This window comes from Kitasatospora sp. NPDC056184, from assembly GCF_042268405.1.
In the GTDB taxonomy this organism is placed as follows: domain Bacteria; phylum Actinomycetota; class Actinomycetes; order Streptomycetales; family Streptomycetaceae; genus Kitasatospora.
Window position 1 is genome coordinate 149847 of sequence record NZ_JBHJUI010000012.1, and the last position, 26694, is coordinate 176540.

Consider the following 26694-nt stretch of genomic DNA (forward strand, 5'->3'; position numbering starts at 1 on the left):
CCGGGCCTCAATCCGACGATCATTCATATTCCTTTTCAGCTAAGGCTGGTAACAACGTTTCCATCAGGTTACGGTGTTACCCATGAACACGATCTACCAGGACGCGTTACAGCGCGGCCAGGAATCGGCCCGCGCCGCCGTCCTCGACTGCGCGATCGGCCTCCTCATCGCCGACGGCCCCGCCGCACTGACCATGCGGCGGGTCGCCACCGAGATCGGCACGTCGACGAAGGTGCTCTACACCATGTTCGGCGCCAAGGAAGGGCTCGCCGAAGCCCTGTACCGGGAAGGGTTCGCCCGGTTGCGCCGCGCCCAGGAGCGCACCCCGCTCACCGCCGACCCGCTGGCCCGCCTCAACGACCTCGGCGCCGCCTACCGGCAGCACGCCCTGGCCGAACCCGCCTACTACCGCGTCATGTTCGAACAGGCCATTCCCGGCTACCGGCCGAACGCCGAATCCCTCGCCTCCGCCGAGACCGCCTTCGACGCGTCCGTGGCCGCCGTCGAAGCGTGCATCGCGACCGGCGTCTTCCGCCCCGGCGACCCGCACGAGATCTCCAAGCTGCTCTGGGCCGCCGCACACGGCGCGGTCAGCCTCGAACTCGCCGGCCACTTCCCTCCCGACACGGCCGACCAGCGCTTCACCACGCTGATGGCGGCGGTCGGCCGGGCCTTCCTCGCCCGTGACCACCGGCCGGACGGAGGACCGACCGCATGACCGCCCCCGCACGCGCCAACCGCTACCTGTCGGGCGGCTTCGCCCCCGTCACCGAGGAGGTCACCGCCCACGACCTCCCCGTCACCGGCCGGATACCCGCCCACCTCAGCGGCCGGTACCTGCGCATCGGCCCCAACCCGCTCGGCGTCGAGGACCCGGCCGCGCACATCTGGACCCTCGGCGAGGGCATGGTGCACGGCGTCCGCATCCGCGACGGCCGCGCCGAGTGGTACCGCAACCGCTGGGTCCGCTCCGCCTCCGTCGCCGACCGGCTCGGTGAGCCGCGCCGCGGCGCCCCCGTCGACGAGCGCCTGGACTTCGCCCCCAACGTGCAGGTCGCCGGGCTGGACGGCCGCACCTTCGCGCTCATCGAGGGCGGGCTGAAGCCGTACGAGCTGACGTACGAGCTGGACACGGTGGGCCCCTGCGACCTCGGCGGGACACCCGAGGGCTACACCGCCAACGCGCACTCCGTGTTCGACCCACGGAGCCGTGAACTGCACTCGGTGGCCTTCCGGTACGGCGCCGAGGCCGTCCAGCACATCGTGATGGACGCGACCGGCGCCGTCCGCCGCGTCACGACCGTCCCCACGCCGGGCAGCCCGTACATGCACGACTTCGCGCTGACCGAGGACCACGTGATCCTCTACGACGCGCCCGTGGTCTTCAGCGCCGCGCACCTGGGCACCGGCGTGCCGTTCACCTGGGACGACAGCCACCAGGCCCGGGTGGGCGTGATGCCCCGGGAGGGCGGCGCGGTGCGGTGGTTCGAGGTCGCGCCGGGCCTCGTCGGCCACACCCTCAACGCCCACCAGAGCGGGGCGGAGGTCGTCGTGGACCTCGTCCGCCACCCCGAGGGCTTCGCGATCCGGGACTTCGGCACCAGCCGCCCCACCCTGGACCGCTGGACGGTCGACCTCACGGCCGGCCGGGTGCGGGAGGAACGCCTCGACGACCGCGTCCAGGAGTTCCCCCGGCTCAACCCCCGGTACACCGGGCAGCCGTACCGGTACGGCTACGCCGCCGCCGTCGAGCTGTACGCGCCGCCCGCCGGGCCGGAGGACAACCGCCCGGACGAGGGCTTCAGCAGCGCGCTGCTGAAGCACGACCTGCTGCGCGGCACCACCGAGGCGCACGAGTTCGGGCGCTTCGGGGCCGTCGGCGAGGGGGTGTTCGTGGCCGCCGAGAACCCGGTCGCGGAGGACGACGGGTACGTGATGGCCTACGTCCACGATCCGGAGCGCGGCGCGGCCGACCTGGTGATCCTCGCCGCCCAGGACTTCACCGGCGAGCCGGTCGCCCGCATCCACCTGCCAGCCCGGGTGCCGCTCGGCCTGCACGGCAACTGGGTGCCGGACGGCGGGTCAGGGCCGCACTAGCGTCCACTCGGTGGCGAGACGGCCGTACCGGAGGGTGTGCTTTCCGCCCTTCTGGACCGTGTTTGCCAGCATGATGTGACACTTCGTCGGACCGACGAAGTCGATGTGCACCTGGTATCCGGCATCCGTCTCCCTGGAAGCCTCCCAAGTGCCGTTCGTGATCTCCCAGAGGTCGTCGATCGCCGGCGAGGTCGAATCCTCCCGGCAGACGGAGGCCGGTATCACGGAAGGACCGAGCCGCCCGCCGTCCACCAGTTCCAGGCGGGTGCTGCTGGGCCCCTGGCCCACCCGCCACTGACCGACCACGCTCGGCGGCGGGTGGGGGGTGAGGAGAGCCTGGAGGCCGAAGAAGGCCGCGAATACGAGCAGGAACGCCAGGGCGACGGCTGGGATGGCGTACTTCGCGGCGCTTTCCACGGCGGGACCGTAGCACCAGGGTGATCACCGGAGCCAGGGCTGCGCTCACAGGAGGAGCGGCGACCCGCCGATCGGCAGATGGACGGCGGCAGTTCGGCACCGGGACGATGATCGGGCCGGGGTCCTCGCCGCCCCTGCCCGCCCCTGCGGCGGCGATGGCGGGGCAACGTCCACGGCACTGGCGTCCGACCTGGCCGACCGGGCAGCCGGTCAGGTCGGTCGCGCGCCCCGGGCCTACTCGGGTATGTGGTGGTCACGGTCGCGGTGGCGATCGCGGAGGGAGTCCGAGCGGAGCCGGCAGACGGCGCCGACGACGGCTGCCGTGATGATGAGGGCCAGGAGACCGAGCGCGGTCACGCGGCGGCGTCGAGCTCGAACCAGACCAGCTTGCCGCGCTTCTGCGGGTCGGCGCCCCAGCGGTGGGTGAGGCCCTGGACGAGCTGGAGGCCCCGGCCGGATTCGGCGAGTTCGGCGGGGGCGCAGGGGGCGGGGAGGTCGGAGGAGTCGTCGGCGACCGAGACGCGGAGCGTCCGGTCGGCGATGAGGACCACGACGACGGGCGCGGCCGTTCGGCCGTGTCGCCAGGCGTTGACGATGAGTTCGACGAGGGCGAGTTCGGCGTCCGCGATGGCGTCGGGCGGGAAGCCGGCGTGGTCCATGGAGGAGCGGAGGGCCTCGCGGGCGACGGTGAGGGAGGGGGTGTTGCGGTTACACATGGGGACACTCCCAGCGGTGCAGGTGGGGCGCACCGGATGGAGGCATGAGGGCGCCAACTGCCCGAGTGAGGGACGTTGATGACGATCCGTCCGGTGAGCGGTGCATCACAGACTGTAGAGCAGAGGTGGCACATGTGCGGGCACTCTTCCCACCTTTGTCACTCGATAGAGGTGCTGCTGGACCCGCCGATGAATCAAGGTGGATGCTTGAGGGCATGCCACCACGAACCACCCCGACGGTCAGGCAGGAACGGGTCGGTATCGAACTGCGGAAGATGCGCGACAGCGCCAGCCGCACGACTGCTCAAGCCGCTGCCCTGTTCGGCCTCGACAGAACAAAGATCACGCAGATCGAGAAGGGCTACTATCCCGTCACGCCAGATCGTGTTCGGGCCCTCGCCGCCGAGTACGAAGAGAGCGATGCCGACTACATCGATGCGCTCGCGCGGATGGCCGGCGAGCGACACAGGGGATGGTGGGAGGAGTATCGAGGGTCCGTCCCCGCCGGCTTCCTTGACACTTCGGAGCTTGAGTTCTTCGCCCAAGGCATGATGACCTACCAGATCTGCCACCCGCCTGGGGCGATGCAGACCGAGGAGTACAGCAGGGCGGTCTTCCAGGAGGCCTATCCGCCACTGAGGCCAAGGCTCTTGGAATCGCGCGTGGAGAACCGACTGCGTCGCTCGGAGATCCTCATGGAGCAGGGCGTCCATCCCTACACGGCCGTGGTCCATGAAGCAGCTCTCAGAATGCGCTTCGGCGGGCCCGAAGTCAGTCGAAGGCAGCTTGAGAAGATTCTGGAGTTCACCCAACTGCCGCACGTGACCGTCCATGTCGTCACCTTCGAGGCGGATGGCTTCAAAGGCGCAGGGCAAGCAATCGTCCACGCAAAGGGACCGGTCCCGCGGCTCGACACCGTCCAACTCGACGCGGTCGGCGGCCCGGTGTTTCTCCATGAACGCAACCAGGTGGACAACTATCGGAAGATCATAGACCGAATGATCGAGCGATCACTCTCTCCGAAGCATTCACGCGATCTGATCAACCGCATCAAGAAGGGAATCTGAGTCATGGAACCGCTGGTCTGGACCCGGCCGTCTGCGTGCGCCGACTCCACCAACTGCCCGGAGGTGGCCATCACCAATGACACCGTCTATGTCCGGAGTAGCCTTCAGCCCTTGTCCATAGCCCAGCTGACCATCAAGGAATGGCGCGACCTCGTGGCCGGCATCCAGAACGGCGAATTCAACACCTGACACGCATCCCCCAACCGCGCCCTTCGCCGAACCGCGAAGGGCGCGACCCAGATGCAGCAGCCGCTGCCCCGCTCGTGCCGACAGCACGACTACTCGTCGGCCTTGCTCAACGCCTCCTCGGCTTCCTCCACGGCGCCGCATGCCCGATATGCCGCCGCCGAGACCTCTCGCATGGCCCGCACCTCAGCAGCGGGCCGGTGGGCGGCGAGGAGGGTGTCGGCGAGTTCGTCAGAGGCCTCCCCCAGCCGACGTCCGTCGTCCAGGCTCTCAAACAAGCCGATGGCCCGCTCACCAGCGTCAATCGCCTCAACCATCTTCCCTCGAATCCGCAGGGCGGTGCCGAGGTTGTTCCAAGCAATGGCTTCGTCGTAATGATCGCCAAGTTCCTGGAATTGGACGAGGGCGGCACGGTGAGCCGCCTCAGCCTCGTCGAACCGCCGCAGATCCCGCAGTGTGCCGCCCAGGCCACTCAAGGCGACGGCTTCGCCGTGGTGGTCGCCGAGTTCCTGGTACTGGGTGAGGGCGGTGCGGTGAGCTGCCTCAGCCTCGTCGAACCGCCGCAGATCCCGCAGTGTGCGGCCGAGGCTGCTCCAGGCGATGGCTTCCCTGTTGTGGTCGCCGAGTTCCTGGTACTGGGTGAGGGCGGTGCGGTGAGCCGCCTCAGCCTCGTCGAACCGCCGCAAAGCCCACAGTGTGCTGCCCAGGTTGTTCCAGGCGATGGCTTCGTTGTGGTGGTCGCCGAGTTCCTGGTACTGGGTGAGGGCGGTGCGGTGAGCCGCCTCAGCCTCGTCGAACCGCCGCAGATCCCGCAGTGTGCGGCCGAGGCTGCTCCAGGCGATGGCTTCGCCGTGGCGGTCTCCCAGTTTCTGATGCTGGGTGAGGGCGGTGCGGTGAGCCGCCTCAGCCTCGTCGAACCGCCGCAAAGCCTGCAGTGTGCGGCCGATCTCGTTCCAGGCGATGGCTTCCCTGTTGTGGTCGCCGAGTTCCTGGTACTGGGTGAGGGCGGTGCGGTGAGCTGCCTCAGCCTCGTCGAACCGCCGCAAAGCCCACAGTGTGCTGCCCAGGTTGTTCCAGGCAACGGCTTGGTTGTGATGGTTGCCGAGACGCTGGTGCTGGGTGAGGGCGGTGCGGTGAGCCGCTTCAGCCTCGTCGAACCGCCGCAAAGCCCGCAGTGCGATGCCCAGTTCGTTCCAGGCGGTGGCCTCCCCGGCAGGGGTGTGGCTGTCGCGCGCTGCATCCAGGGCGATTCTCGCGATGTCCAGATGGTCTTCGAGTCGGCGGCGCAGGTTGAGGTAGGAGCCGAGGTGGGAAGTGAGATGCCGGGCAGCTTCGTGGTGACCAGCCGTGTAGGCGGCATGGACAGAAGCGACGAGGTTGGCGCGCTCGACGTCCAGCCATGCCAGCGCCTCGGCCCGGCCATTGAATTGCTTTCCCACGCCGATTTTGTGTTCGACCGGATTCATACGCGCCTCTGCCTCGTGGGTGGTGAAGGCGTAGTGGTCCAGAAGTCGCTGCAGAGCTGCGGCGGCATGGACGGGGTGTCGGGCCGCTTGTTCGCCGGCGTAGGCGCGCACCAGGTCGTGCATGTGCCAGCGCTCGGTGTCGGGGTCCTGGCGAATCAGGCTGGCCCTGGACAGTGCGACGAGTCGGGCCCGGACGTCCTTGAGCTTGCTGACGCTGGTAACCGCGGCGGCGGTCTCGGTGGCCAAGTCCGGTCCCGGGTTGACTGCGAGAAGGCGGAACAACTCGGCGTGGGGTAGAGACAGCCGCTGGTAGGAGCGTTCCAGCACAGTGCGAACGGCCCGCGGCCCGTCCTCCAGGACATCGAGGCGCTCACCCAGGTCCTGCATGTCGTCGGCGAGTCGACTCAGTTTGAGGCCGCGCTCGGCAACCAACTGGGCGGCAGCGATCTGCAGGGCGAGGGGCAAGTGGCCGCACAGCTTGGCGACCCTGGCGGCGCCGTCGGGCTCATCGGCGATCCGCCGGTCCTTGGGCAAGGTGCGGCGCAGGGCGGTGGCCATGAGAGCGACCGACTGCTCGGGGTCCAGGACGTCCAGGTCCACCAACCGGGCGCCGAGAGCGGCAGTGAAGTCGTCACGGGAGGTGACAAGGAGCCGGTGGGGACCGGCACCGGGGACAAGGTGCTGGACCTGTTCGAAGGCATTGGCGTTGTCCGCGAGGACGAGGACGCGTTCCCCGATCTGCGCCCGCGCGGCCAGCTGGATTCGGTAGAGGGCCGCGCGTTGGTCGGCCCCCGGCGGAATCCGCTCGGGGTCGGTTCCCAGCGCGCGCAGGGCGGCATCGAGCGCCTGGTCGGCGTCGAGGGTGGTGTCGTCGTAGCCGTGCAGGTCCAGGAACAGCACGCCGGTGAACAGGCCACGCCCGATCGCCTCTCTGGCAACCGCGAGGGCGAGGGTGGTCTTGCCCATCCCGCCCATCCCCAGCACCGACGCCACCACCACGGGATCCGCCGACGCGTCGTCGGAGCCGGCAGCGGGGTGCAGCAGATCGAGGAGGCCGTCCATCTCCTCGGTCCGACCGGTGAAACCCGCCGGGACGGCCGGAGGAGGAGCCAACGCCGCCGGCGCCGACTGTGCAGGAGAAGGCGTCGGTGCGTGGTGGTGCTCGTGGTAGTGGAGGTCCCGGCCCGCCTGGTGGATCCTTCCCCTGCTGCCGCCGCTGTCGGCCCGCAACTCGGTGTGCTCGACACGGCTCTGCTCACCGAGTGCGGAATGGGCGATGTCACCACCTGCGCCGACCGCGCCCTCGCCGGAGGCCGCGACCTCCCTGCTGGTGATCGGCTTCCCGGTACGCGGCTTCTTCCACGGTAGTTCACGGGTCACGAGCGCCGCCCGTTCAGGTCGATGCCGACGATGTCCCCGCCCGCGGCGATCGAACCGGGCCCGGTGGCGCGCACCTCACGCTTGTCGACCCCGTCCACGGCGCCGCCCCCGGGAGCAGAACCGCCGGCGGTGATGCTGCCGGCCGCGGCGATGCCGCCCTGCGCGGCCCGCACCCGCACCTCCCGCACGTTCCCGTCCGGAGCGGCAGACCCGGCAGACCGCCGCAGTCCGAGCAGGGTCAGCGGAACGCCGACCAGCGCGACGACGGCACCAGTCACGCTCGCGATCTTGTCCGCGCTGTCCAGACCCCCCAGCACCGCGACCGCCACCAGGCCGATCCCCACCGCCGCGCAGACCGCGGCCGCGGCCCACCACACCCACCGGCGCACCCGCGCCACCCCCAACTCACCGCATCCGGCAATTCTTGTGACCGAATATCATCCCACCCTCAGCGCCGGCCTTCTCCTCTTCCTCTCCCGCCCCTCCTCAAACTTCTTTGGAACCACCCCCGCCTTGCGGACACCAGTTCTGCGTGGAGTCCTCCTTGTCCAGTAAGCAGACGCAGGCCGGCGAGCGGCAGCTCTTCGCCGAGCTCTACGATCAGCACGCTCGCACGGTCTTCGCGCACGCGTACAGATCCACCGGGGACCGCGACCTCGCGGACGACATCGTCTCCCTCACCTTCCTCGAAGCCTGGCGGCTCCGCAGGAAGCTCCGCGACGAGGTCCTGCACCCCCGCGCCTGGCTGCTGGCCATCGCCACCAACGTGCTCCGCAACACCGCCCGCACCGCGCGCCGGCACCGGGACGCGATGTCCCGGCTCCCCCGCCGCGATCCGATCCCCGACTTCGCCGACGAAGTGGTCAGCCGGATCACCGACGCCAGCACGGCCGCGGCCGCCGTCCGCGCGCTCGACCAGCTCGGCGGCCCGGAGCGGGAGGTCTTCACGCTCGTCGTCTGGTCCGGGCTCGGCTACGCCGAGGCCGCCCAGGCCCTGGGCATACCCGTCGGCACCGTCCGCTCCCGGCTCTCGCGGGTCCGGGACAAGCTCCGCCGGATCGTCGACGCCGAGGATCCGCCCGCACCACGCCGGCCTCCCTGCGCCTCCTCCGCTCCCGCCGGCCTCGCCATCAGCCATCAGTCCGTGGGCCACCACCAGGAAAGGCGGCCATGAGCAACACACGCACCGACCACTCCGAGTGGAACGAACACAGCGAGCGCCGTGAACTCGCCCGGCTGCTCCCCCCGCCACCCCACCCGGAGCCCTCCCCCTCCCAGCTGGCCGCCCGCCGTGACGTGCTGCTCGCCGAGTTCGGCCGGCCCCGCTCCTTCTCCTCCCTCACCGCCCTCACCGCCCGCTGGCGCGGCCTGGTCGTCGTGGCCGCCGTCGCCACGGCCGCCGCCGTCACCGCCGTCACCCTCACGCCGGACGCCTCCTCCACGCAGGACCCGCCGACCCCCGCCACCGCCGCCTCCGTCGAACTCCTCGACCGGATCGCCAAGGTCGCCTACGGGCAGCCGCAGGTCCCCGCCCAGGACAGCCAGTTCACCTACCTCAGGACGGTCGCCCACACCACCACCCTGTCCGAGGCCTCCGACGGCGCCATGGCACCCACCGCCACCACCGCCACCACCGAGCGCTGGACCGCCGTGGACGGCGGTCGCGCCGGTCTCCAGCGCCGCGACGGCGCCGAGGCCCGGCTCCCCGCCGTCGACCGCGGCTCGCTGAACTCCCCGACCTACCGCCTGCTGTCCACCCTGCCGACCGACCCCGACGCCCTGCTGAAACTGGTCTACGCCGACGCCCGGCCGAACCACGGTTCCGGTTCGGCGTCGACCGCCGGCGCGGACCACGAGGCCTTCATCGCCATCGGCGACATCCTGCGCGACTCGGTCGTCCCGCCCCAGGTGGGCTCGGCGCTCTACCGCGCCGCCGCCCGGATCCCCGGGGTGGTGGCCATGGACGACGCGGTCGACGCCGCCGGGCGGCACGGGGTGGCGGTGGCCCGGGTGAACGACGGCCGGCGCTTCGAGTGGATCTTCGACCGGGCGACCCTGCGACTGCTCGGCACCCGCACCGTCCTGGTCCGGGACAGCGCGTGGGGCAAGGTCGGGGACGACGTGGAGTCCACCGCCGTCCTCGCCCAGGGCATCGTCGACGCCCCCGGCGAGGCGGCTCCCGGGAAGGCGGCTCCCGGGGAGGCCGCGGAATCAAGCCACTGAGCCAATTCGGCCAGCCATTGACCGGTCCTCGTCGGAACTATTGTGCGATCGGCCGATCCGGCGTTGGGTCGTGGCAGCACAGTCCTGCCACGACTCATCAGGGGAGAACTTGACCGTGCGTTCCTTCCGCATGCTCGCCGTCGTCACCGCGGCCGCCGGCGCGCTCGCGCTGGCGGCCCCGGCGGCCACGGCGACACCCGCGCCGACGGCTCCGTCCGCCGACGCCCAGCAGGCCGCCGGCTCGACGAAGGCAACGCCGTCCAAGCCGGTGATCGCCACCTACAAGGGCCGGCAGATCGACCTGGCCAAGGGCTGGGACGGCGCCCGCGTCTGCACCGAGGTGACCGGCGGCGCCGTCTACTGCCACGACAGCGTCGCCGAGGCCGACAAGGCGCTCGCCACCATCGACCCGGCGCTCGCCCAGGCCACGAAGGCCGCGAAGGCCGCACCGGCCGCGGCCTCCGGCGTCGTGCTGTCCCCGCAGGCGACCTCCGACTGCGGCTCCGGCTGGGCCTGCCTCTGGGAGCACACCAACTACTCCGGCTCCCTGCTCCGCTGGTCGCAGCCGGGCACCAAGTACCTCTCCGACTGGTCGTTCCGCGACATGGCCAGCTCCGCCTGCGTGTTCCGCTCCAGCGGCGACCTGACGGTCTACGACGACCGCACCCTGCAGCCGGACCCCTCGGTCTACCTGTGGAACGGCAACTGCTACGACTTCACCAGCCTCGGCTACCCGTACGGCGGCAACTGGAACGACAAGGCGGACTACGTCGTCCTGTAGCCGCGCCCGGCGCCCGCGCCGACGCCCGAAGGCCGGCCCCCTCCCCGGGGTGCCGGCCTTCGTCGCGGTCTCCCGCCGCTGTCACCACAGCGCTACCACAACGGCGCTGTCACAACGGCGCTGTCACACCGCCAGCTCGGCGACGTCCTCCTTCGGCGCCTCCGGGGCCTGCGCGCCGCCCACCTTCTTGTTCCGCAGCACCACCGCCGCCAGCAGGGCCGCCGCCACGACGCCCGCCGCGCTGAACGTGAGGGTGGTGGACATCGCCGAGGTGAACGCCTCCCGGGCCTCGTGGGCCAGGCCCGCGTCGCCCTTGGCACCGGCCTCGGTCAGCGCGCCGAGGATCGACGCCTTGGCCTGCTCGGAGGAGCCGGCCGGCATCTCGTCGGCGTAGCCGCTGGCCAGCAGCGAGCCGAGGATCGCGATGCCGAGCGCGGTGCCCGCCTGCTGGATGGTGTCGTTCAGGGCCGAGCCGACGCCCGCCTTCTCCGGCGGGATCTCCCCCATCAGCGCGCCGACCGCGGCCGGCATCGCGAGGCCGGCGCCCAGGCCGAGCAGGGCCAGCGCCACCGCCGGGACGGTGAAGCCGGTGTCCGCGTCGACCGTGCTGAGCAGGACGAACGAACCGGCCATCAGCCCCATGCCGACCAGCACCAGCGGCCGGAATCCGATCTTGGCCGTCAGCCCGGCGCCGGCGCCGTTGCCGATCAGCGCGGCGACCGCCATCGGCACGAAGGCCAGGCCCGCCTTGAGCGGCGAGTAGTCCAGCACGAACTGCAGGTACTGGGTGAGCACCAGCAGCAGGCCGCCGTTGCCGATCTGGACCAGGGTCAGCGAGAGCGAGCCGCCGCTGAAGTTGCGCTTCTTGAACAGCGCCAGCGGGACCATCGGCTCCGCCGCCACGTTCTGCCAGACCACGAAGCCGCCGAGCGCGAGGACCGCCGCCACCAGGGAGATCAGCGAGTTGCCGCCGAACGCGCCGTGCTTCGGGATCTCGATGATCCACCAGATCAACGCGGTCATGCCGACCGCCGAGAGGACCGCGCCCAGCGGGTCCGGCTTCTGCCACGGGCCCTTGGACTCGGGCATCAGGACCAGCGCGGCGGTGATCGCCAGCACCACCACCGGCACGTTGATGAAGAAGATCGAGTGCCAGGAGAAGTGGTCGATCAGCACGCCGCCGAGCACCGGGCTGCCGACCAGGCCGAGCATCGAGACCGAGCCCCAGGCCGCCATGGCCTTGCCCCGCTCGTCCTCCTCGAAGACGGTGATGAGGATCGACAGGGTCGAGGGCATGATCAGCGCGCCGCCGACGCCCATCGCCACCCGGCTCGCGATGACCTCACCGGGGTCGGTGCAGACCGTCGCCGCCAGCGAGGCCGCTCCGAAGAGCAGCAGGCCGAGGATCATGATCTTCCGCCGGCCGAACCGGTCGCCGAGGCTTCCGGAGGTCAGCAGCAGGCCGGCGAAGACCAGGATGTAGGAGTCGAGGATCCACTGCGTGTCCTGTGCGGTGGCCTTCAGGTCCTCCGTCATCGACGGCACCGCCACGGTGAGCGCCATGCTGTCGACCACCAGGACGAGCGTGCTGAGGCACAGCACGATCAGGATCCACCAGCGCCGCGGGTTACGGCCTTCCATGATTTCTTCCCCTCCGAAGTACGACGCTGCGTACGCTGTTCCGTCGATGCGCACACTGTACGCAGCGAGGAACAGTGTGCGCAATCCTGTTTCCTGTACGCTTCCTGCGAACGGTGTACGCAGGGATGTCCTGAGCCGATTCCAGCAAGGGAGGACCGGCCGATGGCCGCCGAGACGAATCCGATCCCGTCCGTGTGGGCCCGCCGGCAGCGCGAGCCCGAACAGCCCGCGCTCAACCGGGGCGCGATCGTCCGCGAGGCGATCGCCATGCTCGACTCCGACGGGGTCGAGGCGCTCTCGATGCGCAAGCTGGGCGCCCGCCTGCACGCCGGCGCGACCTCCCTCTACCGGCACGTCGCCACCAAGGACGAGCTGATCGAGCTCGCGCTGGACGAGGTCTTCGGCGAGATCCCCGTCCCGGACCCGCGCGCCTCCGACTGGCGGGCCGACATCATCGCGACCTGCGAGGCCTTCCGGGCCACCACGCTGCGCCACCGCTGGCTGGGGTCCGTCATCGGCCAGGCCGGGCTCGTCTACCTGGGCCCCAACCTGGTCACCGTCTCCGAGCGGATGGCCGCGCTGTTCTCGGCCGCCGGCTTCCCGGAGCCGTCACGGGCCATCGACACCGTGCTCTCCTACGTGCTCGGGATGAGCACCACCGAGGCCGCCTTCCTCACCACCGTCATGCGGAGCGGCCAGACCGAGGCCGAGTTCATCGCCCGCCTGATGCCCTCCGCCCGGGAGGCGGTGGCCGGGCACGAGTTCCTCTCCGAGGCCTTCGCCGACGCGGTGGCCAGTGCCGTCACGGACCCGGCCGCCCTGCGGCACCAGAAGTTCGCCTACGGCCTGAACGTCATCCTCGACGGCCTGGCCCTCCGACTCCCCCGCTAGCCCCCGCCGGCCCCCGTTCGGGCGCATCCGGGGTCCGCGGCCGCCGCCCGTCCCGGCGGCCGCCGACCCCGGACGGCCGGTCGTGCCGACGGCCGTCAGGCGCGCCGGATCACGACGTCTCCGAGCTGCGTCCGGGCCCGCACCTCGACCGTCTCCCCCGACCCGCCCGGCGCGTCCGAGGCCTCCAGCGCGGAGCGGACGCCGCCGACCTTGGTGTGCACGTCCAGCCAGGCGGCGGTGCCCTCCCGGATGCCGACCTCCAGGTCCCCGACGGAGGTCTGCAGGACGGTGCGGCCGCGGACCACCTCGCCGATCCGGATGCTGCCGTGGGCGGACTTGGCGTCGACCCCCGCCTGCGCGATGCCGACGGTGATGGAGCCGTTGGAGGAGTTGGCGCGCAGCTCCCCGCCGACCTCCCCGACGACGGTCTCGCCGTTGAGGTTCTTGACCGTCACCGAACCGGCGACGGTGCCGAGTTCGATCCGCCCGGAGGCCGACGCCTCGGCGTCGCCGTCGGCCCGCCCCAGCCGGACGTCCCCGTGGTCGGTCCGCAGCCGGACGGTGGCCGCCTCGTCGACCTGGATCCGGCCGACCGAGGTCTTCAGCCGGCAGTCGCCGAAGACGCCCTCCAGCAGGAAGTCGCCCATCGGCGCGTCACCCCGGACCTCCGAGCCGGCCGGAAGCTCGACGGTGACGTCGATGGACCCCGTCCGGCCGAAGATCGAGCGCTTCTTCGGGGCCTTGACCACCAGGACGCCATTGGCGCAGGTGATCCTGGTCTGCTCGGCGAGCCGCACGTCCAGCTCGGCGCCCGGGTCGGTCGGGCGCACCTCGACCACCGTGTCGGTGCGCTTGGACGCGGCGATCCGCACCGAGCCGATGTCGAACTCCAGGGTGGCGCTGATCGGGTTGGGGGTGTCGAAAGAAGGCATGACTGTCCCGTCCTCGTGGCTCTGCCGTGCGTTTCCGCAGGTGGAAGAAGGTGAGAGTAGGCGGATGGATGGTGCGGTGAGCGGACGGACTAGCGGACCCAGCCCGTGAAGCCCTGGCCGAGGCCGCGCCGGGGCCGCGGCTCGGACCGGGCGGGCGCGCCCGGGTCCAGCGCGGCGGCGACGGCCCGGACCAGCCAGGCGTTGACCGAGAGGCCCTCCAGCCCGGCGGCCTCCTCGACCCGGGCCTTGAGGTGGGCGGGCAGCCGGAAGTTGATCCGGGCGGTGTTGCCGTCGTCGGCCGGCTCTCCGGCACCGGACGGCACGGCGGACGGAGCGACGGATGGCGCCACGGACGGCGCCGGTGGCGCCATCGCGGGGCCACCCGGCTCCACGTCGTGGAACGCGTCCGCGCCCGGCGGCACCTGGACCACGAACTCCGGCTCCAGCCCGCGCAGCCGGACGTCCACCGAGCCCGGCGCCAGCTCCCGCGTCACCTCCCCCATGGCATCGGAGAGCGCGTTCAGCAGCGTGAGCCGGGCGGCCGATTCCAGGGGCAGGGTCAGGCGCTCGGCCAGGGCGCGGGCCTCGTCCCCGCCCGCGCCCGCGGCCACCGCGAGCTCGTGCCGGAGGTTGTCGACGTACGGCGTGAGATCCATGGCTAGAGGATGGCACACCGATGGCGCCATGTCGAGCCTTTTTGGCACCACAACATGGCGCCACTCGAACGAGTGAGCGGCACCATGGACGCCGAAGGCCCCGCCGGCATCCGCCGACGGGGCCCGGAGGCGCGCGGAAGCGCGGCTCAGACCTGGCGCCACCGCGCCAGGTGGGCGTCGATCTCGCCCGCCAGCCGGGCCTTGCCCGGCGCGTCGAGGAAGGACGCCTCGACCGCGTTCTTCGCCAGCGCGGCCACCCCGGCCTCGTCCAGGCCGAGCAGCCGGGCCGCCACCGCGTACTCGGTGTTGAGGTCTGTGCCGAACATCGGCGGGTCGTCGCTGTTGACGGTCACCAGCAGCCCGGCGTCGACCATCCGCTTGATCGGGTGGTCCTCGATCCGCTCCACCGCGCGGGTGGCGATGTTGGAGGTCGGGCAGACCTCCAGCGGGATCCGGTGCTCGCCCAGGTGGTCGAGCAGCGCCGGGTCGTCGACCGCCCGGGTGCCGTGGCCGATGCGCTCGGCGCCGAGCACCCGCAGCGCGTCCCAGACCGTCTCCGGCCCGGTGGTCTCGCCCGCGTGCGGGACGCTGCGCAGGCCGGCCGCCCGGGCCCGGTCGAAGTAGGGCTTGAACTGCGGGCGCGGGACGCCGATCTCCGGGCCGCCGAGGCCGAAGCTGACCAGGCCCTCGGGGGCGAGGTCGACGGCGAGCCGGGCGGTCTCCTCGGCGGCCGCCAGTCCGGCCTCCCCGGGGATGTCGAAGCACCAGCGGAGCACCACCCCGAGGTCCTTCTCGGCGCGCAGCCGGGCGTCCTCGATGGCCTCCATGAAGGCGACGTCCGGGATGCCCCGGCTGACCGAGGAGTAGGGGGTGACGGTCAGCTCGGCGTAGCGGATGTTCTGCCGGGCCATGTCCTCGGCGACGCCGTAGGTCAGGGCGCGGACGTCCTCGGCGTCGCGGACCAGGTCCACGACGCTCAGGTAGACCTCGATGAAGTGCGCGAAGTCGGTGAAGGTGAAGTACTCGGCGAGGGCCTGCGGGTCGGCGGGCACCCTGGCCCGGCCCTGGTGGCGGGCGGCCAGCTCGGCCACCACGCGCGGCGAGGCCGACCCGACGTGGTGGACGTGCAGTTCCGCCTTGGGCATCGCGGCGATGAACGCCTCGATGGAGCGGTCCGCGGGGGCCGCGGGGGTGCTGGCGCTGGGGGTTCCGATCCGACTTCCGTCCGGCTGGACCACGGGGGTGCCCTTCTCTGGGTTCTACGCGCGTTTCGAGCGGTGTTCGCAAGGATAAGCAGACCGGGCTCAGCCGCCGAGGGCGACGGCCGCGGTGTGGATCAGCAGACCGGCCAGCGCGCCGACCACGGTGCCGTTGATCCGGATGAACTGGAGGTCCCGGCCGACGTTGGCCTCGATCTTGCGCGAGGCGTCCTCGGCGTCCCAGCCCGCCACCGTCTCGGAGATCAGCGAGGTGATCTCGGCCCGGTAGGTGTCCACCAGGTACTGGGCGGCGTCCTGGAGCCAGCCGTCGACCTTGGCCTGGAGCTTGGCGTCGGTGGCCAGGCGCGCGCCGAAGCCGTGCACGCCCTCGCGGATGCGCCGGCGCAGCTCGCTCTCCTCGTCCTCGGCGGCGTTCAGCACCAGCGAGCGGACGGCGGCCCAGGTGGAGGCGATGAGGTCCTGCACCTCGGGCCGGGCGAGCAGTTCGCCCTTGGCCCGCTCGACCCGGGCGATGGTCTCCGGGTCGGTCTGCAGCTCGGTGGCGAAGTCGGCGAGGAACTTGTCGATCGCACCGCGCGCCGGGTGCTCCCGGTCGTCCCGTATGTCGGTGACGAACCGCATCAGCTCCTTGTAGACCCGCTCGCCGACTTGGTGGTCGATGAACTTCGGGGTCCAACCGGGGGTCTTCTGGGTGACCCGCTGGACCACCTCGGCGTGGTTCTCGGTGAGCCAGACGTGCGCCCGGACGGTGATCAGGTCGACCACCCCGTGGTGGCCGCCGTCCGCGACCACCTTGCCGAGCATCCGGCCGGCCGGCTCGGCGACCGAGGTGGCGGCGGCCCGGCGGGTGACCGCCTCGGCGACCACCGCCTGCACGTCGTCGTCGCGCAGCACCGCGAGCACCCCGCGCAGCGCCGCCGAGGCCTCCTTGGTGACCCGCTCGGCGCTGCCGGGCGCGGCCAGCCACTCGCCGAGCCGCCGGGCGATGCCGAGCGCGGCGAGCCGGCCGCGCACCACCTGGCCGGAGAGGAAGTTCTCGCCGACGAAGTCCCCCAGCGAACGGCCGAAGGCGTCCTTCTTGGTCGGGATGATCGCGGTGTGCGGGATGGGCAGGCCGAAGGGGCGGCGGAACAGCGCGGTCACCGCGAACCAGTCGGCCAGCGCGCCGACCATGCCGGCCTCGGCGGCGGCGGCCAGATAGCCCGCCCAGGCACCGGCGCCGGCCGCCTTCGCCCAGGTGGCCAGGGCGAAGACCAGGGTCGCGAGGGCCAGCAGGCCCGTCGCGATGGTCTTCATCCGGCGGACGCCGCGTCTCTTCTCCTCGTCGGCCGCGGTGAACCGCATCCCGGGGCCGGTCCCGCTGAAGGCTTCGTCGCTCACCCCGCAAGTCTGCCCGCTGCCCGGCGTGAACGGACGGCGCGCCCGGTTGTCGCGCGCCGGTCCGCTGTCGTGCCCGCCCGCGCGGCCCGTTCCCGGAGGCGGGGAACCCGCGCGGACGCGGCGTCACGCGCCCCCGAGCACGATCCGGCGCACCCCGTCCGCGCCCGCCCACCGGGCCGGATCGGTGCACCGCCGCCCGTCCAGCAGCACCCGGACGCCCGGCAGGTCGGCGGGCGCCAGCTCCCGGTACTCCGGGTGGTCCGCCTGGAGCACCGCCGCCGCCACCGGCTCGCCGCCGTACGCGGGCAGGCCGAGCGCCCTCAGCTCCCCGGCCGGGTAGAGCGGGTCGGCCACGTACGGCCGCGCCCCCGCCGTCCGCAGCGCCTCGACCAGCGGGAACACCCCCGAGTAGGCGGTCTCCTTGACCCCGCCCCGGTACGAGGCCCCCAGCACCAGCACGCCCTGCCCGGCGAGTCCGCCGTCCAGCGCGCCGTCCAGCACCCCGACCGCGTACGCCGGCATCTCCAGGTTGGCCGACCGGGCCGCGCGGACCACCGTCGCCGAGGGGTCGTTCCACAGGTAGAGCCGCGGGTAGACCGGGATGCAGTGGCCTCCGACGGCGATGCCCGGCCGGTGCAGGTGGCTGAACGGCTGCGAGTTGCAGGCGTCCGCGACGGCCGCGAAGTCCACCCCGATCCGGTCCGCGTACCGGGCGAACTGGTTGGCCAGCGCGATGTTGACGTCCCGGTAGGTGGTCTCGGCGAGCTTGGCGAACTCGGCGGCCTCGGCGGACTCCAGCTCCCAGACGCCGTTGGGCCGGCCCAGTGCGGCCAGCTCGGGGCGCGGGTCGAAGTCCAGCACGGCCCGGTAGAACTCGGCGCCGCGCCGGGTGGAGGCCGGGTCGATCCCGCCGACCAGCTTGGGGTACCGGCGCAGGTCGGCGAAGACCCGGCCGGTGCGGACCCGTTCGGGGCTGAAGACCAGCGCGAAGTCCCGCCCGGGGGCGAGGCCGGAGCCGGCCGCCAGCCGCGGCGCCCAGCGGCCCCGGGTGACGCCGACCGGCAGGGTGGTCTCGTAGCTGACCAGCGTGCCCCGGCGCAGCCCGGCCGCGACGGCGTCGGTGGCGGCGTCGAGCAGGGTGAAGTCGGGCGTGCCGTCGGCGGTGGTGACCAGCGGGACGACCAGGACGACGGCCTCGGCCCCGGCGACGGCCGCCGCGGTGTCGGTGGTGGCGCGCAGCCGCCCGTCGGCGACCACCCGCTTGAGCGCCTCGTCCAAGCCCGCCTCCCGGGGGAACGGGGGCCGGCCCCCGTTGACGGACTCGACGACCGGCGGGGCGACGTCGGCGCCGGTCACCCGGTGGCCCATGGCGGCGAACTGGACGGCGAGCGGCAGGCCGAGCTTGCCGAGGCCCACCACGCAGATGTCGAGCGGGCGGTCGGCGGGCGGCCGGACGGCGAGCGGGTTCACCGGCGGCCCCCGTTCGCGGCGGCACCGGTGCCGGAGCCCGTGCCGGAGCCGGAGCCGATGCCGGAGCCAGAACCGGTGCCGGAGCCCGTGCCGGAACCGGAGCGGGCCACCGCGTTCGCCAGCCGGCGCCAGGCCGGATAGCGGCGCAGCCTGCGGCGCACCTGGACGGGCACCACGCCTCGCCACAGCTGCTGCACCAGCGTGGGCGCCACCGCCGCCCCCGCCGACGCGGGCTCGACCGCCCCGGACGGCACGGGCGCCGCCTCCTCCCCCAGCAGGAACAGCTCGTCCGCCAGCCCCACCGCCCCGTCCCGGAACGCGGGGTACCCCGCGTACCGCCGCCGCACCCCGTCCGCCCCGTCCTCGGTCACCACCGGCGGCGCGCCGTGCTCCGCATCGTGGGCGATCAGCTCGCACAGCGCGTCGTACTTGCCGCCGGCGGCCAGCTCCAGCCGGACCCGGTCCGCCGCCGCGAGCCGGTGGTACACCTCGTGCGCCGCGAACCGCCGGACGAGCTCGCCGACCCCGGCGCAGACCTCCTCGCGCAGCCGCGCGTCGAGCGCCAGGAAGTCGGCCCGCAGCAGTTGCGGCACCTCCCACCCGAAGTGCCGCGCCTTGATCGCGTCCAGCTGCCCGCCGGGCGCGGCCAGCTCGGCGGCCACCCGCTGCACCGCCGCGACGCCCCGGATCCGGTCCAGCGCCCCGGCCCGCTGGGTGACGTTGCCGCGGTCCTCGCGCAGCACCAGGAAGTAGTGGTCGTAGTCGGCGAGCACCGAGATCCGGCGGGCCCGCAGGCAGGCCGCGAGGGTGAAGGGCTGGTCGGAGTAGACCTTCAGCTCCTCCTCGCGGGCCAGGTCGTGCCGCCGGATCAGGTCCAGCCGGAACAGCTTGGTGTCGGCGAGCGCCCAGGCCAGCGCAGAGTCCTCGAAGCCGACCGAGGCCGCGGTGGTGTCGAAGATGCCCTGCGGGACCAACCGCCCGTTCACCCCGACCTGCTTGGGGATCAGCACGTCGGAGTCCCAGGCGTCGGCGGAGCCCACCATCCGCTCCAGCGCCTCGTCGCCGAGCCAGTCGTCGGCGCCGAGGAAGAGCACGTACCGGCCGCGGGCCAGCGCCAGGCCGCGGTTGGTCGGGGCGGCCGGGCCGCCGGAGTTGGCCTGGTGGACCACCCGGAACAGCCCGGGGTGGCGGGCCGCGTAGGTGTCCAGCAGCGCGCCGCCGCCGTCCGTGGAGCCGTCGTCGACCGCGACCACCTCCATGCGGGCGTGCCCGATGCTCTGCCGGACCAGGGAGTCCAGGCAGGCGGTCAGGTACGACATGGTGTTGTAGACCGCGATCACCACGGTCACATCGGGTACGGTCATCGGGCGCTGCCCTCCGGTGCGCGGGTCGGCCGGGACGGTGCCCGGCGCACGCCGCCCGCGGAACGGGGCGGGGCGGCGTGCGCCGGGCGATGCAACGGTCAACTAGGCAGCGCGGCACGGGGTCACGTCCGCCACCCGCACGAGCGAGCGGCTCCGGACACCCGCGTCCCGGTCGAACGCTCAGCCGATGGCGACCTCCGCGTACATCCGGGCGATCACGTCCTCGATGGCGGGCTCGCGCACCGAGAGGTCGACCAGGGGGTAGCGGGCCGCGACGGCCGCCACCACCGGCGCGGCGCTCTGCTCGGCGGGGAAGGCCAGCCACTGGCGCGGGCCCTCGACCCGGACCACCCGCGCGCCGGGCACCTCGATCGGCGGGCGCTCCTCGGCCAGGTCGACGACCAGGGTCCGCTCGCTGTCGCCGACCGCGTGCAGGCCGTCGAGACCGCCGTCGTAGACGACCCGGCCGTGGTCGATCACCATGACCCGGTCGCAGAGCTGCTCGATGTCGGTGAGGTCGTGCGTGGTGAGCAGCACCGTGGTGCCCTGGTCGCGGTTGACCTCGCGCAGGAACTCGCGCACCTTGCCCTTGCTGACCACGTCCAGGCCGATGGTCGGCTCGTCCAGGTAGAGCACGGCGGGGTCGTGCAGCAGGGCGGCGGCGAGGTCGCCGCGCATCCGCTGGCCGAGCGAGAGCTGGCGCACGGGCGTGTCGAGCAGCGCGCCGAGGTCGAGCAGCTCGACGCAGCGTTCCAGGTTGGCGCGATATCGGTGGTCGGGGATCCGGTAGAGCCGGCGGGCGAGTTCGTAGGAGTCGCGCAGCGGGAGGTCCCACCAGAGGGTGGTGCGCTGTCCGAAGACGACGCCGATCCGGCGGGCCAGCGCCACCCGTTCGCGGGCCGGGTCGACGCCGGCCACGCGCAGCCGTCCGGAGGTGGGGACGAGGATTCCGGTGAGCATCTTGATGGTGGTGGACTTGCCGGCGCCGTTGGGGCCGATGTAGCCGACGCACTCGCCGGCCCGGACGGTGAAGGTCAGTCCGTCGACGGCGCGCACCTCGCGCTTCTCCCGCTTCAGCCGGCCGGCCTTGGTGCGGACGGTGAAGGTGCGGCGGACGTCGTCGAGTTCGATCAGTGCCATGGGTCTTCCTCAGAACGGTGGGAAAGGAGGGTCAGCTGCCGGCGCCGCGGTAGGCGCGCAGTCCGGCGCGCCAGACCAGTCCGGCGGCGGACAGCGCGAGGACGGCGGCCAGCGGCGAGGCGAACTGGAAGGCGGCGGGCAGGCCCAGCGGGTCGGGCTTGTCGAGGATCCTCAGCGCGGGCAGCCAGTTGACGAAGGCCAGCGGCACGCCGAAGACGACACCCGCGACCAGCTCCTTGGCGAACACGGTCGGCGGGTACTGCAGCACGGTCGCGCCGCCGTAGGTGAAGGAGTGGTGCAGTTGCCCGGACTCGCCCCACCAGAACTGCAGGCTGGCGAAGGCGATGAAGACCGCCGCGAAGATGAGGCTGCCGCAGAGCAGCAGCACGGGAACCAGCAGCACCCGGTCCCAGGTCCAGTGGACGTCCAGCACGAACAGCGACCAGCCCAGCACGGCCACCGCCTGCGCGGGCCGTCCGATCCGGCGCAGCGAGAACCGCTCGGCGCAGACCTGGGCGAGCGCGGGCGCCGGCCGCACCAGCATGGTGTCCAGGGTGCCGCTGCGGATCCGCTCGCCGAGGGCGTCGATGGAGCCGACGAACAGGTTGGCCGTGCCGAGGGCGAAGGCGGAGGTGCCGTAGAGGAAGCCGAGTTCGGGCAGGTCCCAGTCGCCGAGGCTGTCGGTGTGCTGGAACATCAAGATGATCACGACGAAGTCGAGGAAGGTGATGACCACGTTGGCGAAGGTCATCAGGGCGAACGACGCCCGGTAGGACATCAGCGCCCTGGTCCACATGGCGGCGGTGAGCCACCAGGAGCGCAGCGCCCACGCCGTCCGGGCGGCCAGCGGCTCCCGGGGAGCCAGCGGTTCGCGGGAAGCGAGCAGCTCAGCCACCCTGGACCACCACCTTGCGGGTGGCGAGCAGCTGGACCAGCCGCCCCGCCGCGAGCAGCACCAGCGCCCAGGCCAGCTGGAAGGCCAGCGCGCCGAGCAGCCCGGTGCCGGTGACGCGCTCCAGGAAGACGTCGGTCGGCACCTTCACCAGCGCCGCCCAGGGCAGCACCGGGGCGAGTTCGCCGAGCCAGCCGGGGAAGAGCGCGAGCGGCAGCAGCATCCCGGAGAGGAAGATCGACAGCATCACCACCAGGGTCCGCACCCCCTCCGTGTCGTGCAGCCAGAAGCCGGTGAGCGAGACGAGGAACCGCACACCGTAGCTGACCACCACCGCGAGCAGCACCGACAGCAGGAAGAACACCCAGGTCAGAGGGTGTTCGGGCATCCTGGTGCGGAAGGCCAGGGCGCCGACCAGCACGGGCGGCACGCCCCGGGCGAACAGGTCGAAGGCGGCCCGGCCGAGGTCGGTGGCCAGCCACCAGCCCTGGAAGTCCACCGGGCGGTAGAGGTCGATGGCGATGTCGCCGCTGCGGAACCGCTCCTGGACGTCGTCCTGGAAGCCGCCGCCCATCACGGCCACCGTCATCAGCAGGGCCTGGCTGATCCAGATGTAGGTGACGGCGGCGCTCTCGTCGTAGCCGCCGAGGCCGGGGCGGGCCCGCCAGAGGGCGAGGAAGGTGTAGGCGAGGATGAAGCCGAAGACGGTGTTGGTGAAGGCGCCGGCCAGGGTGGCGGCCCGGTAGGTGGAGAAGCGGCGGAAGGCGCCGCCGACGACGGCGGCGTAGAGGCGCAGGGCGGCGCGCGCGCCGCCGGGATCGGGGGGACGGAGCTCGGCCTGCAACGGCCCAAGCTTCTGCATATTGTCTCCTTATCGACAAATGGCGGCACAGGGAGACCCTGTCCGCGTGTGCGCATGCCGGACCGGCCCCGACCGTCCCCTCCCCGGGGGTCCCGGGCCGGGCGGGCGGAGCTCGACGGGCCGAGCCCGAAGTGGCTGCGCTATGTGGTGTGCACCTTTCACCGTACTGCGGCGGATCCCCGCCCGCACCCGGTTTTCCCACCACCCGACCGGAGCCGTGCCGACCCTGATCCACGGTCAAATAGCACATAATCTCCGCATGACCCTGCGCACCAGCCGCCAGGCCAGACGGGCCGCCCGCCGCGAGGCGCGCCGCGCCCTGCCGCTCCGGCGACGGCTGCTGCCCACCTGGCGGGTCCTCCTCGGCGCCGTCCTCACCGCGCTGCTGCTCGCCGTCGGCGCCTTCGCCGTGCTCTACGTCGTCGTGCCGCTGCCCGACCCCAACGCCCAGGCGGTCGCCCAGAGCAACATCTACCTCTACGCCGACGGCGTCACCGAGATCGCCCGCACCGGCGCCGTCAACCGCACCGACGTCACCATCGACAAGGTCCCGATCAGCACCCGGCAGGCCGTCGTCTCCGCCGAGGACCGCACCTTCTACCAGAACCGCGGCATCGACCTGAAGGGCATGGTCCGGGCCGGCTGGAACAGCCTGACCGGCCAGGGCATGCAGGGCGGCTCCACCATCACCCAGCAGTACGTCAAGAACTACTACCTCACCCAGAGCCGGACCATCGAGCGCAAGGGCCGCGAACTCCTCATCGCCCTCAAGGTCGACCAGCGGCGCGACAAGGACGAGATCCTCGCCGGCTACCTCAACACCAGCTACTTCGGCCGCGGCGCCTACGGCATCCAGAGCGCCGCCCGCGCCTACTACGGCGTCGACGTCTCCGAACTGACCCTCCCGCAGAGCGCCTACCTCGCCGCCCTGCTCCAGGCCCCCAGCGCCTACGACGTGAAGACCGCCACCCCCGCCAACCGCGAACGGGCCGTCGCCCGGTGGCACTACACCCTCGACGGCATGGTCCAGCTCGGCTTCCTCGGCGCCACCGAACGCGCCGCCCTCGCCTTCCCCGACCCGATCGACCCGCAGCCCGCCACCGGCCTGGCCGGCCAGGCCGGCTACCTGGTCGGCGTCGCCGACGACTACCTGGTCGGCAGCGGCATCCTCGACAGCGCCACCCTCAAGGCCGGCGGCTGGCGCATCACCACCACCTTCGACCAGCGGAAGCAGGACGCCTTCACCCGCGCCGTCCACGACGAGCTCACCGAGGAACTCGACCCCGCCGCGCGGCCCGACACCGACACCGACGTCCGGGTCGCCGGCGCCTCCGTCGAACCCGCCACCGGCCGCGTCGTCGCCGTCCACGGCGGCCCCGACTACGCCCAGCAGCCCTACAACGACGCGCTGCGCCAGGACAACCAGATCGGCTCCACCTTCAAGCCCGTCGACCTCGCCGCCGCCCTCACCTCCAACCACAGCAGCGGCGACGGCCGCCCGATCACCACCGAGACCCGCTACGACGGCACCAGCGAACGCCCCGTCACCGACGGCCCCACCCCGTACGCGCCGCCCAACGAGGACGACATCGACTACGGCCCGGTCACCCTGCGCCAGGCCATGGTCAAGTCCGTCAACTCGGTGTACGCGCAGCTCGGCGTGGACGCCGGGCTCGACCACGTCCGGGAGACCGCCCTCCGGCTCGGCATCCCCGCCGACGTCTCCGGCATGGACCCGGCCAACACCTCGATGACCCTCGGCACCGCCACCCCCAGCGCCCTCGACCTGGCCGCCGTCTACGCCGCCCTCGCCAACCACGGCGGGGCCCACCGCCCCTGGTCGGTGGCCGGGCTGGAACGCATCACCCCCGGCACCGGCCCCGTCGACGCACCGGACCTGCCCGGACACGAGGCCGCCGCCGCCCTCGACCGGGGCACCGCCGACGCCGTCACCGACGTCCTGCGCGAGGTCATCAGCCCCCGCGGCACCGGCGCCGCCGCCCTGGGCCTCGGCCGGCCCGCCGCCGGCAAGACCGGCACCACCGACGCCAACCTCTCCGCCTGGTTCGCCGGCTACACCCCCGAACTCGCCACCACCGTCGGCCTCTTCCGGGAGAACCCGAAGACCCACGCCAAGGAACCGCTGGCCGGCACCGCCGGCTACGCCCGGATCAACGGCGGCGCCTTCCCCACCCGGATCTGGACCGCCTACATGGGCGACGTCCTGGAGGGCACCGCCGTCCAGTCCTTCGATCTCGAACCCGCCGAGGGCAACGGCCGGCCCGCCGGCGGCGGCCCGGTCGGCACCCCGGCCACCACCGCCCCGGCCTCCGCGAGCGCCACCCCCGCCGCCCCCTCCCCCGCCCCGGACGGCACCGTGCAGGCCCCTGCGGCCCCGGCCGCCCCGGCCGCCCCGGCCGTCCCCCGGCAGCCCACCGTCCCGGCGCCGGAACCCGGCCGCACCACCACCGCCCCCGAGCCGACCGGCCCCGTGGCGCCCACCCCGCAGGAACCCGCGCCGCCGCAGCCCACCCCCAGCACCCGGCCCACCGCCGACCGGCCCACCCCCGGCCCGCCGACCACCGCCCCCGGCAGGACCCCGGACCCGACCCGCACCCCGGTCCAGCCGCCCGCCACCAAGCCCCCGGCGACCGCCCAGCCCGGCACCCCGCCGCCGGCCTGAGGCGTGCCCTGAGGGTCTCTCAGGCCACCAGCTCGCGCTCCAGCGGTGTCCGGAACCGCGGCGTCACCCGGACCGCCCCCAGCCAGAGCGCCAACCGCCGCGCCTCCTCCGCGACCGCCGCCCGCGCCTCGGCCCCGGCGTCCCCGAACAGCCGCCACACCACCTCGCCGTCCGCCCGCTGCGCCCAGCCGCCGACCACCCGGCCGCACCACCACACCGTCGGCCCCGCGTTCCCCGCCCGGTCGAACAGCGCCGGCACGTCCTCGGGCCGCAGGTACCAGTCCCGGCCCCGCCAGCCCATCACCGCCGGATCCAGCGCCGGCAGCAGCGCCGCCCACGGCTCCGGCTCCGCCACCGGCCCCTCGTCCCCCGGCAGCACCAGACCCGCCGCCCCGCCGTCCAGCGCCGCCTCCACCGCGCCCGCGTCGGCGAGCGCCCTGCGGACGTCCCCCAGCGTCCAGCCGGTCCACCACTTCACGTCCTCGACGGTGCCCGGCCCGTACCGCGCCAGCCAGCGCCGCACCACCTCCGCCTTGGCCTCCCGCACCGGGACGTCCGGCCATGGCGGCACCAGCGCCCACGGATAGCTGCTGCTCAGCCACGAGCCGCGCGGCCGGCAGCGCCGCACGTGCCCGTCCGAGGCCAGCAGCCGCAGCAGCCGGCTCCCCACGCTCTGCTTCGCCTCGTAGGGCTTGCCCGCCGACATCAGCATCGTCTCGCGCAGCGCCGGTACGTCCGCGCCCAGCTCGGCCGTGGTCGCCTCGCCGCGCACCGCCAGCGCCGCCAGCACCGCCCGCTCGGTCTCCGCCAGCCGCGCCCCGCTCCACCCCTCGGCGAACTCCGCGAGGTGCTTCAGCAGCGTCGCCCGCTCCTTGGCCGCGATCTGCCGCGCCGCCGCCGCGCTCACGTACGGCGCGAACTCCTCGGTCACCGCGAAGATCGTCCGCCGCATCGACAGCAGCTTCACCAGCGAGACGTCCTCGTACAGCGCCCGCTCCACCTCGGCCGCGGACGGCTCGCCCAGCCGCGCGCACGCCGACAGGTACACCGTCGCGGCATCGCTGGCGTGCAGCCCGACGACCGCGTCGGCCACCTCCTCCGCCCGCGCCGCCCGCGCGGACGGCGCCAGCAGCAGTCGCCGCCCCAACCGCGCCCGCCGCTGCCCGTCGTCGATCGCGACCGCCCCGTTGATCACCATGGGACGGATCCTAGGGCGCCGCTCCGTCAGAC

24 protein-coding genes are annotated in these 26694 nt (G+C 72.8%); 9 read left to right on the forward strand and 15 right to left on the reverse strand.

Going from position 1 to position 26694, the window contains the following annotated elements; all coding sequences use genetic code 11:
* Positions 1–82 precede the first annotated feature (82 nt).
* Both ACFC0B_RS24200 and ACFC0B_RS24205 read left to right on the forward strand, forming a co-directional pair.
* Positions 83–718 carry a TetR/AcrR family transcriptional regulator gene (locus tag ACFC0B_RS24200; RefSeq protein WP_376089374.1) on the forward strand — a complete coding sequence of 212 codons (636 nt, stop codon included), beginning with the start codon at positions 83–85 and terminating at the stop codon, positions 716–718.
* Positions 715–2097 carry a carotenoid oxygenase family protein gene (locus tag ACFC0B_RS24205; protein ID WP_376089377.1) on the forward strand — a complete coding sequence of 461 codons (1383 nt, stop codon included), beginning with the start codon at positions 715–717 and terminating at the stop codon, positions 2095–2097. Before ACFC0B_RS24200 ends, ACFC0B_RS24205 begins: the two co-directional genes overlap by 4 nt.
* On the opposite strand, the gene ACFC0B_RS24210 is transcribed toward ACFC0B_RS24205, so the two are convergent.
* The gene (locus ACFC0B_RS24210) at positions 2083–2514 is read right to left on the reverse strand and encodes a hypothetical protein (protein ID WP_376089380.1); all 432 of its coding nucleotides are present in this window, start codon (positions 2512–2514) and stop codon (positions 2083–2085) included. The genes ACFC0B_RS24205 and ACFC0B_RS24210 overlap by 15 nt on opposite strands.
* Before the next feature lie 353 nt (positions 2515–2867).
* The gene (locus tag ACFC0B_RS24215) at positions 2868–3230 is read right to left on the reverse strand and encodes an ATP-binding protein (protein WP_376089383.1); all 363 of its coding nucleotides are present in this window, start codon (positions 3228–3230) and stop codon (positions 2868–2870) included.
* A 215-nt stretch (positions 3231–3445) separates the two neighbouring features.
* Here ACFC0B_RS24215 and ACFC0B_RS24220 point away from each other — a divergent pair, with 215 nt between their 5' ends.
* Together ACFC0B_RS24220 and ACFC0B_RS24225 are read left to right on the forward strand one after the other, a co-directional pair.
* Positions 3446–4297 (forward strand): helix-turn-helix domain-containing protein, encoded by an 852-nt coding sequence (locus ACFC0B_RS24220; protein WP_376089386.1) that lies wholly within the window; start codon positions 3446–3448, stop codon positions 4295–4297.
* A 3-nt stretch (positions 4298–4300) separates the two neighbouring features.
* Positions 4301–4486, forward strand: coding sequence for a DUF397 domain-containing protein (locus tag ACFC0B_RS24225; RefSeq protein ID WP_376089389.1), 186 nt, complete (start codon positions 4301–4303; stop codon positions 4484–4486).
* Positions 4487–4575: 89 nt separating this feature from the next.
* On the opposite strand, the gene ACFC0B_RS24230 is transcribed toward ACFC0B_RS24225, so the two are convergent.
* Positions 4576–7329, reverse strand: coding sequence for a tetratricopeptide repeat protein (locus tag ACFC0B_RS24230; protein WP_376089392.1), 2754 nt, complete (start codon positions 7327–7329; stop codon positions 4576–4578).
* Positions 7326–7718: a hypothetical protein gene (locus tag ACFC0B_RS24235; protein ID WP_376089395.1), complete on the reverse strand. Its 393-nt coding sequence runs from the start codon at positions 7716–7718 to the stop codon at positions 7326–7328. Before ACFC0B_RS24235 ends, ACFC0B_RS24230 begins: the two co-directional genes overlap by 4 nt.
* A gap of 155 nt (positions 7719–7873) precedes the next feature.
* Between ACFC0B_RS24235 and ACFC0B_RS24240 the strand changes: the two genes are divergently transcribed.
* The 3 genes from ACFC0B_RS24240 (at position 7874) to ACFC0B_RS24250 (ending at position 10333) form a co-directional block, all read left to right on the forward strand.
* Positions 7874–8503, forward strand: a complete 630-nt coding sequence (locus ACFC0B_RS24240) for an RNA polymerase sigma factor (protein WP_376089398.1) — start codon at positions 7874–7876, stop codon at positions 8501–8503.
* A complete protein-coding gene (locus ACFC0B_RS24245) occupies positions 8500–9552 on the forward strand; it encodes a CU044_5270 family protein (RefSeq protein WP_376089401.1) in 1053 nt (350 codons plus the stop codon). Before ACFC0B_RS24240 ends, ACFC0B_RS24245 begins: the two co-directional genes overlap by 4 nt.
* A 115-nt stretch (positions 9553–9667) precedes the next feature.
* The gene (locus ACFC0B_RS24250; protein ID WP_376089404.1) at positions 9668–10333 is read left to right on the forward strand and encodes a peptidase inhibitor family I36 protein; all 666 of its coding nucleotides are present in this window, start codon (positions 9668–9670) and stop codon (positions 10331–10333) included.
* Positions 10334–10456: 123 nt separating this feature from the next.
* Here the strand turns inward: ACFC0B_RS24250 and ACFC0B_RS24255 are convergent, their stop codons facing one another.
* On the reverse strand, positions 10457–11974 hold the full coding sequence (locus ACFC0B_RS24255) for an MFS transporter (RefSeq protein ID WP_376089407.1): 1518 nt from the start codon (positions 11972–11974) through the stop codon (positions 10457–10459).
* A 162-nt stretch (positions 11975–12136) separates the two neighbouring features.
* Here ACFC0B_RS24255 and ACFC0B_RS24260 point away from each other — a divergent pair, with 162 nt between their 5' ends.
* Positions 12137–12865 (forward strand): TetR/AcrR family transcriptional regulator, encoded by a 729-nt coding sequence (locus tag ACFC0B_RS24260; protein ID WP_376089410.1) that lies wholly within the window; start codon positions 12137–12139, stop codon positions 12863–12865.
* Positions 12866–12960: 95 nt separating this feature from the next.
* Here ACFC0B_RS24260 and ACFC0B_RS24265 read toward each other — a convergent pair whose 3' ends face one another.
* The 9 genes from ACFC0B_RS24265 to ACFC0B_RS24305 all read right to left on the reverse strand — a co-directional run bounded on the left by ACFC0B_RS24265 (position 12961) and on the right by ACFC0B_RS24305 (position 22715).
* Positions 12961–13797: a DUF4097 domain-containing protein gene (locus ACFC0B_RS24265; protein ID WP_376089413.1), complete on the reverse strand. Its 837-nt coding sequence runs from the start codon at positions 13795–13797 to the stop codon at positions 12961–12963.
* An 89-nt stretch (positions 13798–13886) separates the two neighbouring features.
* A complete protein-coding gene (locus ACFC0B_RS24270) occupies positions 13887–14453 on the reverse strand; it encodes a hypothetical protein (protein ID WP_376089416.1) in 567 nt (188 codons plus the stop codon).
* Positions 14454–14599: 146 nt separating this feature from the next.
* Positions 14600–15667 (reverse strand): adenosine deaminase, encoded by a 1068-nt coding sequence (locus tag ACFC0B_RS24275; RefSeq protein WP_376089729.1) that lies wholly within the window; start codon positions 15665–15667, stop codon positions 14600–14602.
* A 90-nt stretch (positions 15668–15757) separates the two neighbouring features.
* Positions 15758–17053, reverse strand: coding sequence for a DUF445 domain-containing protein (locus ACFC0B_RS24280; RefSeq protein ID WP_376089419.1), 1296 nt, complete (start codon positions 17051–17053; stop codon positions 15758–15760).
* Positions 17054–17176: 123 nt separating this feature from the next.
* The gene (locus ACFC0B_RS24285) at positions 17177–18523 is read right to left on the reverse strand and encodes a nucleotide sugar dehydrogenase (protein ID WP_376089422.1); all 1347 of its coding nucleotides are present in this window, start codon (positions 18521–18523) and stop codon (positions 17177–17179) included.
* A complete protein-coding gene (locus ACFC0B_RS24290; RefSeq protein WP_376089425.1) occupies positions 18520–19887 on the reverse strand; it encodes a glycosyltransferase family 2 protein in 1368 nt (455 codons plus the stop codon). The genes ACFC0B_RS24285 and ACFC0B_RS24290 overlap by 4 nt, the downstream gene beginning before the upstream one ends.
* 180 nt (positions 19888–20067) lie before the next feature.
* Positions 20068–21027: an ATP-binding cassette domain-containing protein gene (locus ACFC0B_RS24295; protein ID WP_376089428.1), complete on the reverse strand. Its 960-nt coding sequence runs from the start codon at positions 21025–21027 to the stop codon at positions 20068–20070.
* Between the two features lie 31 nt (positions 21028–21058).
* Positions 21059–21922 carry an ABC transporter permease gene (locus ACFC0B_RS24300; protein WP_376089431.1) on the reverse strand — a complete coding sequence of 288 codons (864 nt, stop codon included), beginning with the start codon at positions 21920–21922 and terminating at the stop codon, positions 21059–21061.
* Positions 21915–22715, reverse strand: a complete 801-nt coding sequence (locus ACFC0B_RS24305; protein WP_376089732.1) for an ABC transporter permease — start codon at positions 22713–22715, stop codon at positions 21915–21917. Before ACFC0B_RS24305 ends, ACFC0B_RS24300 begins: the two co-directional genes overlap by 8 nt.
* 325 nt (positions 22716–23040) lie before the next feature.
* Between ACFC0B_RS24305 and ACFC0B_RS24310 the strand changes: the two genes are divergently transcribed.
* Positions 23041–25464: a transglycosylase domain-containing protein gene (locus ACFC0B_RS24310; RefSeq protein WP_376089434.1), complete on the forward strand. Its 2424-nt coding sequence runs from the start codon at positions 23041–23043 to the stop codon at positions 25462–25464.
* Positions 25465–25483: 19 nt separating this feature from the next.
* On the opposite strand, the gene ACFC0B_RS24315 is transcribed toward ACFC0B_RS24310, so the two are convergent.
* A complete protein-coding gene (locus ACFC0B_RS24315; RefSeq protein WP_376089437.1) occupies positions 25484–26662 on the reverse strand; it encodes a winged helix DNA-binding domain-containing protein in 1179 nt (392 codons plus the stop codon).
* Between the last annotated feature and the right edge of the window lie 32 nt (positions 26663–26694).

What these genes read in the sequence shown, in the direction of transcription:
- ACFC0B_RS24200 (WP_376089374.1), top strand. Translation starts at nt 83, where the DNA reads ATGAACACGATCTACCAGGACGCGTTACAGCGCGGCCAGGAATCGGCC.
- ACFC0B_RS24205 (WP_376089377.1), top strand. Translation starts at nt 715, where the DNA reads ATGACCGCCCCCGCACGCGCCAACCGCTACCTGTCGGGCGGCTTCGCC.
- ACFC0B_RS24215 (WP_376089383.1), bottom strand. Translation starts at nt 3,230, where the DNA reads ATGTGTAACCGCAACACCCCCTCCCTCACCGTCGCCCGCGAGGCCCTC.
- ACFC0B_RS24220 (WP_376089386.1), top strand. Translation starts at nt 3,446, where the DNA reads ATGCCACCACGAACCACCCCGACGGTCAGGCAGGAACGGGTCGGTATC.
- ACFC0B_RS24225 (WP_376089389.1), top strand. Translation starts at nt 4,301, where the DNA reads ATGGAACCGCTGGTCTGGACCCGGCCGTCTGCGTGCGCCGACTCCACC.
- ACFC0B_RS24245 (WP_376089401.1), top strand. Translation starts at nt 8,500, where the DNA reads ATGAGCAACACACGCACCGACCACTCCGAGTGGAACGAACACAGCGAG.
- ACFC0B_RS24255 (WP_376089407.1), bottom strand. Translation starts at nt 11,974, where the DNA reads ATGGAAGGCCGTAACCCGCGGCGCTGGTGGATCCTGATCGTGCTGTGC.
- ACFC0B_RS24260 (WP_376089410.1), top strand. Translation starts at nt 12,137, where the DNA reads ATGGCCGCCGAGACGAATCCGATCCCGTCCGTGTGGGCCCGCCGGCAG.
- ACFC0B_RS24265 (WP_376089413.1), bottom strand. Translation starts at nt 13,797, where the DNA reads ATGCCTTCTTTCGACACCCCCAACCCGATCAGCGCCACCCTGGAGTTC.
- ACFC0B_RS24270 (WP_376089416.1), bottom strand. Translation starts at nt 14,453, where the DNA reads ATGGATCTCACGCCGTACGTCGACAACCTCCGGCACGAGCTCGCGGTG.
- ACFC0B_RS24290 (WP_376089425.1), bottom strand. Translation starts at nt 19,887, where the DNA reads ATGACCGTACCCGATGTGACCGTGGTGATCGCGGTCTACAACACCATG.
- ACFC0B_RS24295 (WP_376089428.1), bottom strand. Translation starts at nt 21,027, where the DNA reads ATGGCACTGATCGAACTCGACGACGTCCGCCGCACCTTCACCGTCCGC.
- ACFC0B_RS24310 (WP_376089434.1), top strand. Translation starts at nt 23,041, where the DNA reads ATGACCCTGCGCACCAGCCGCCAGGCCAGACGGGCCGCCCGCCGCGAG.
- ACFC0B_RS24315 (WP_376089437.1), bottom strand. Translation starts at nt 26,662, where the DNA reads ATGGTGATCAACGGGGCGGTCGCGATCGACGACGGGCAGCGGCGGGCG.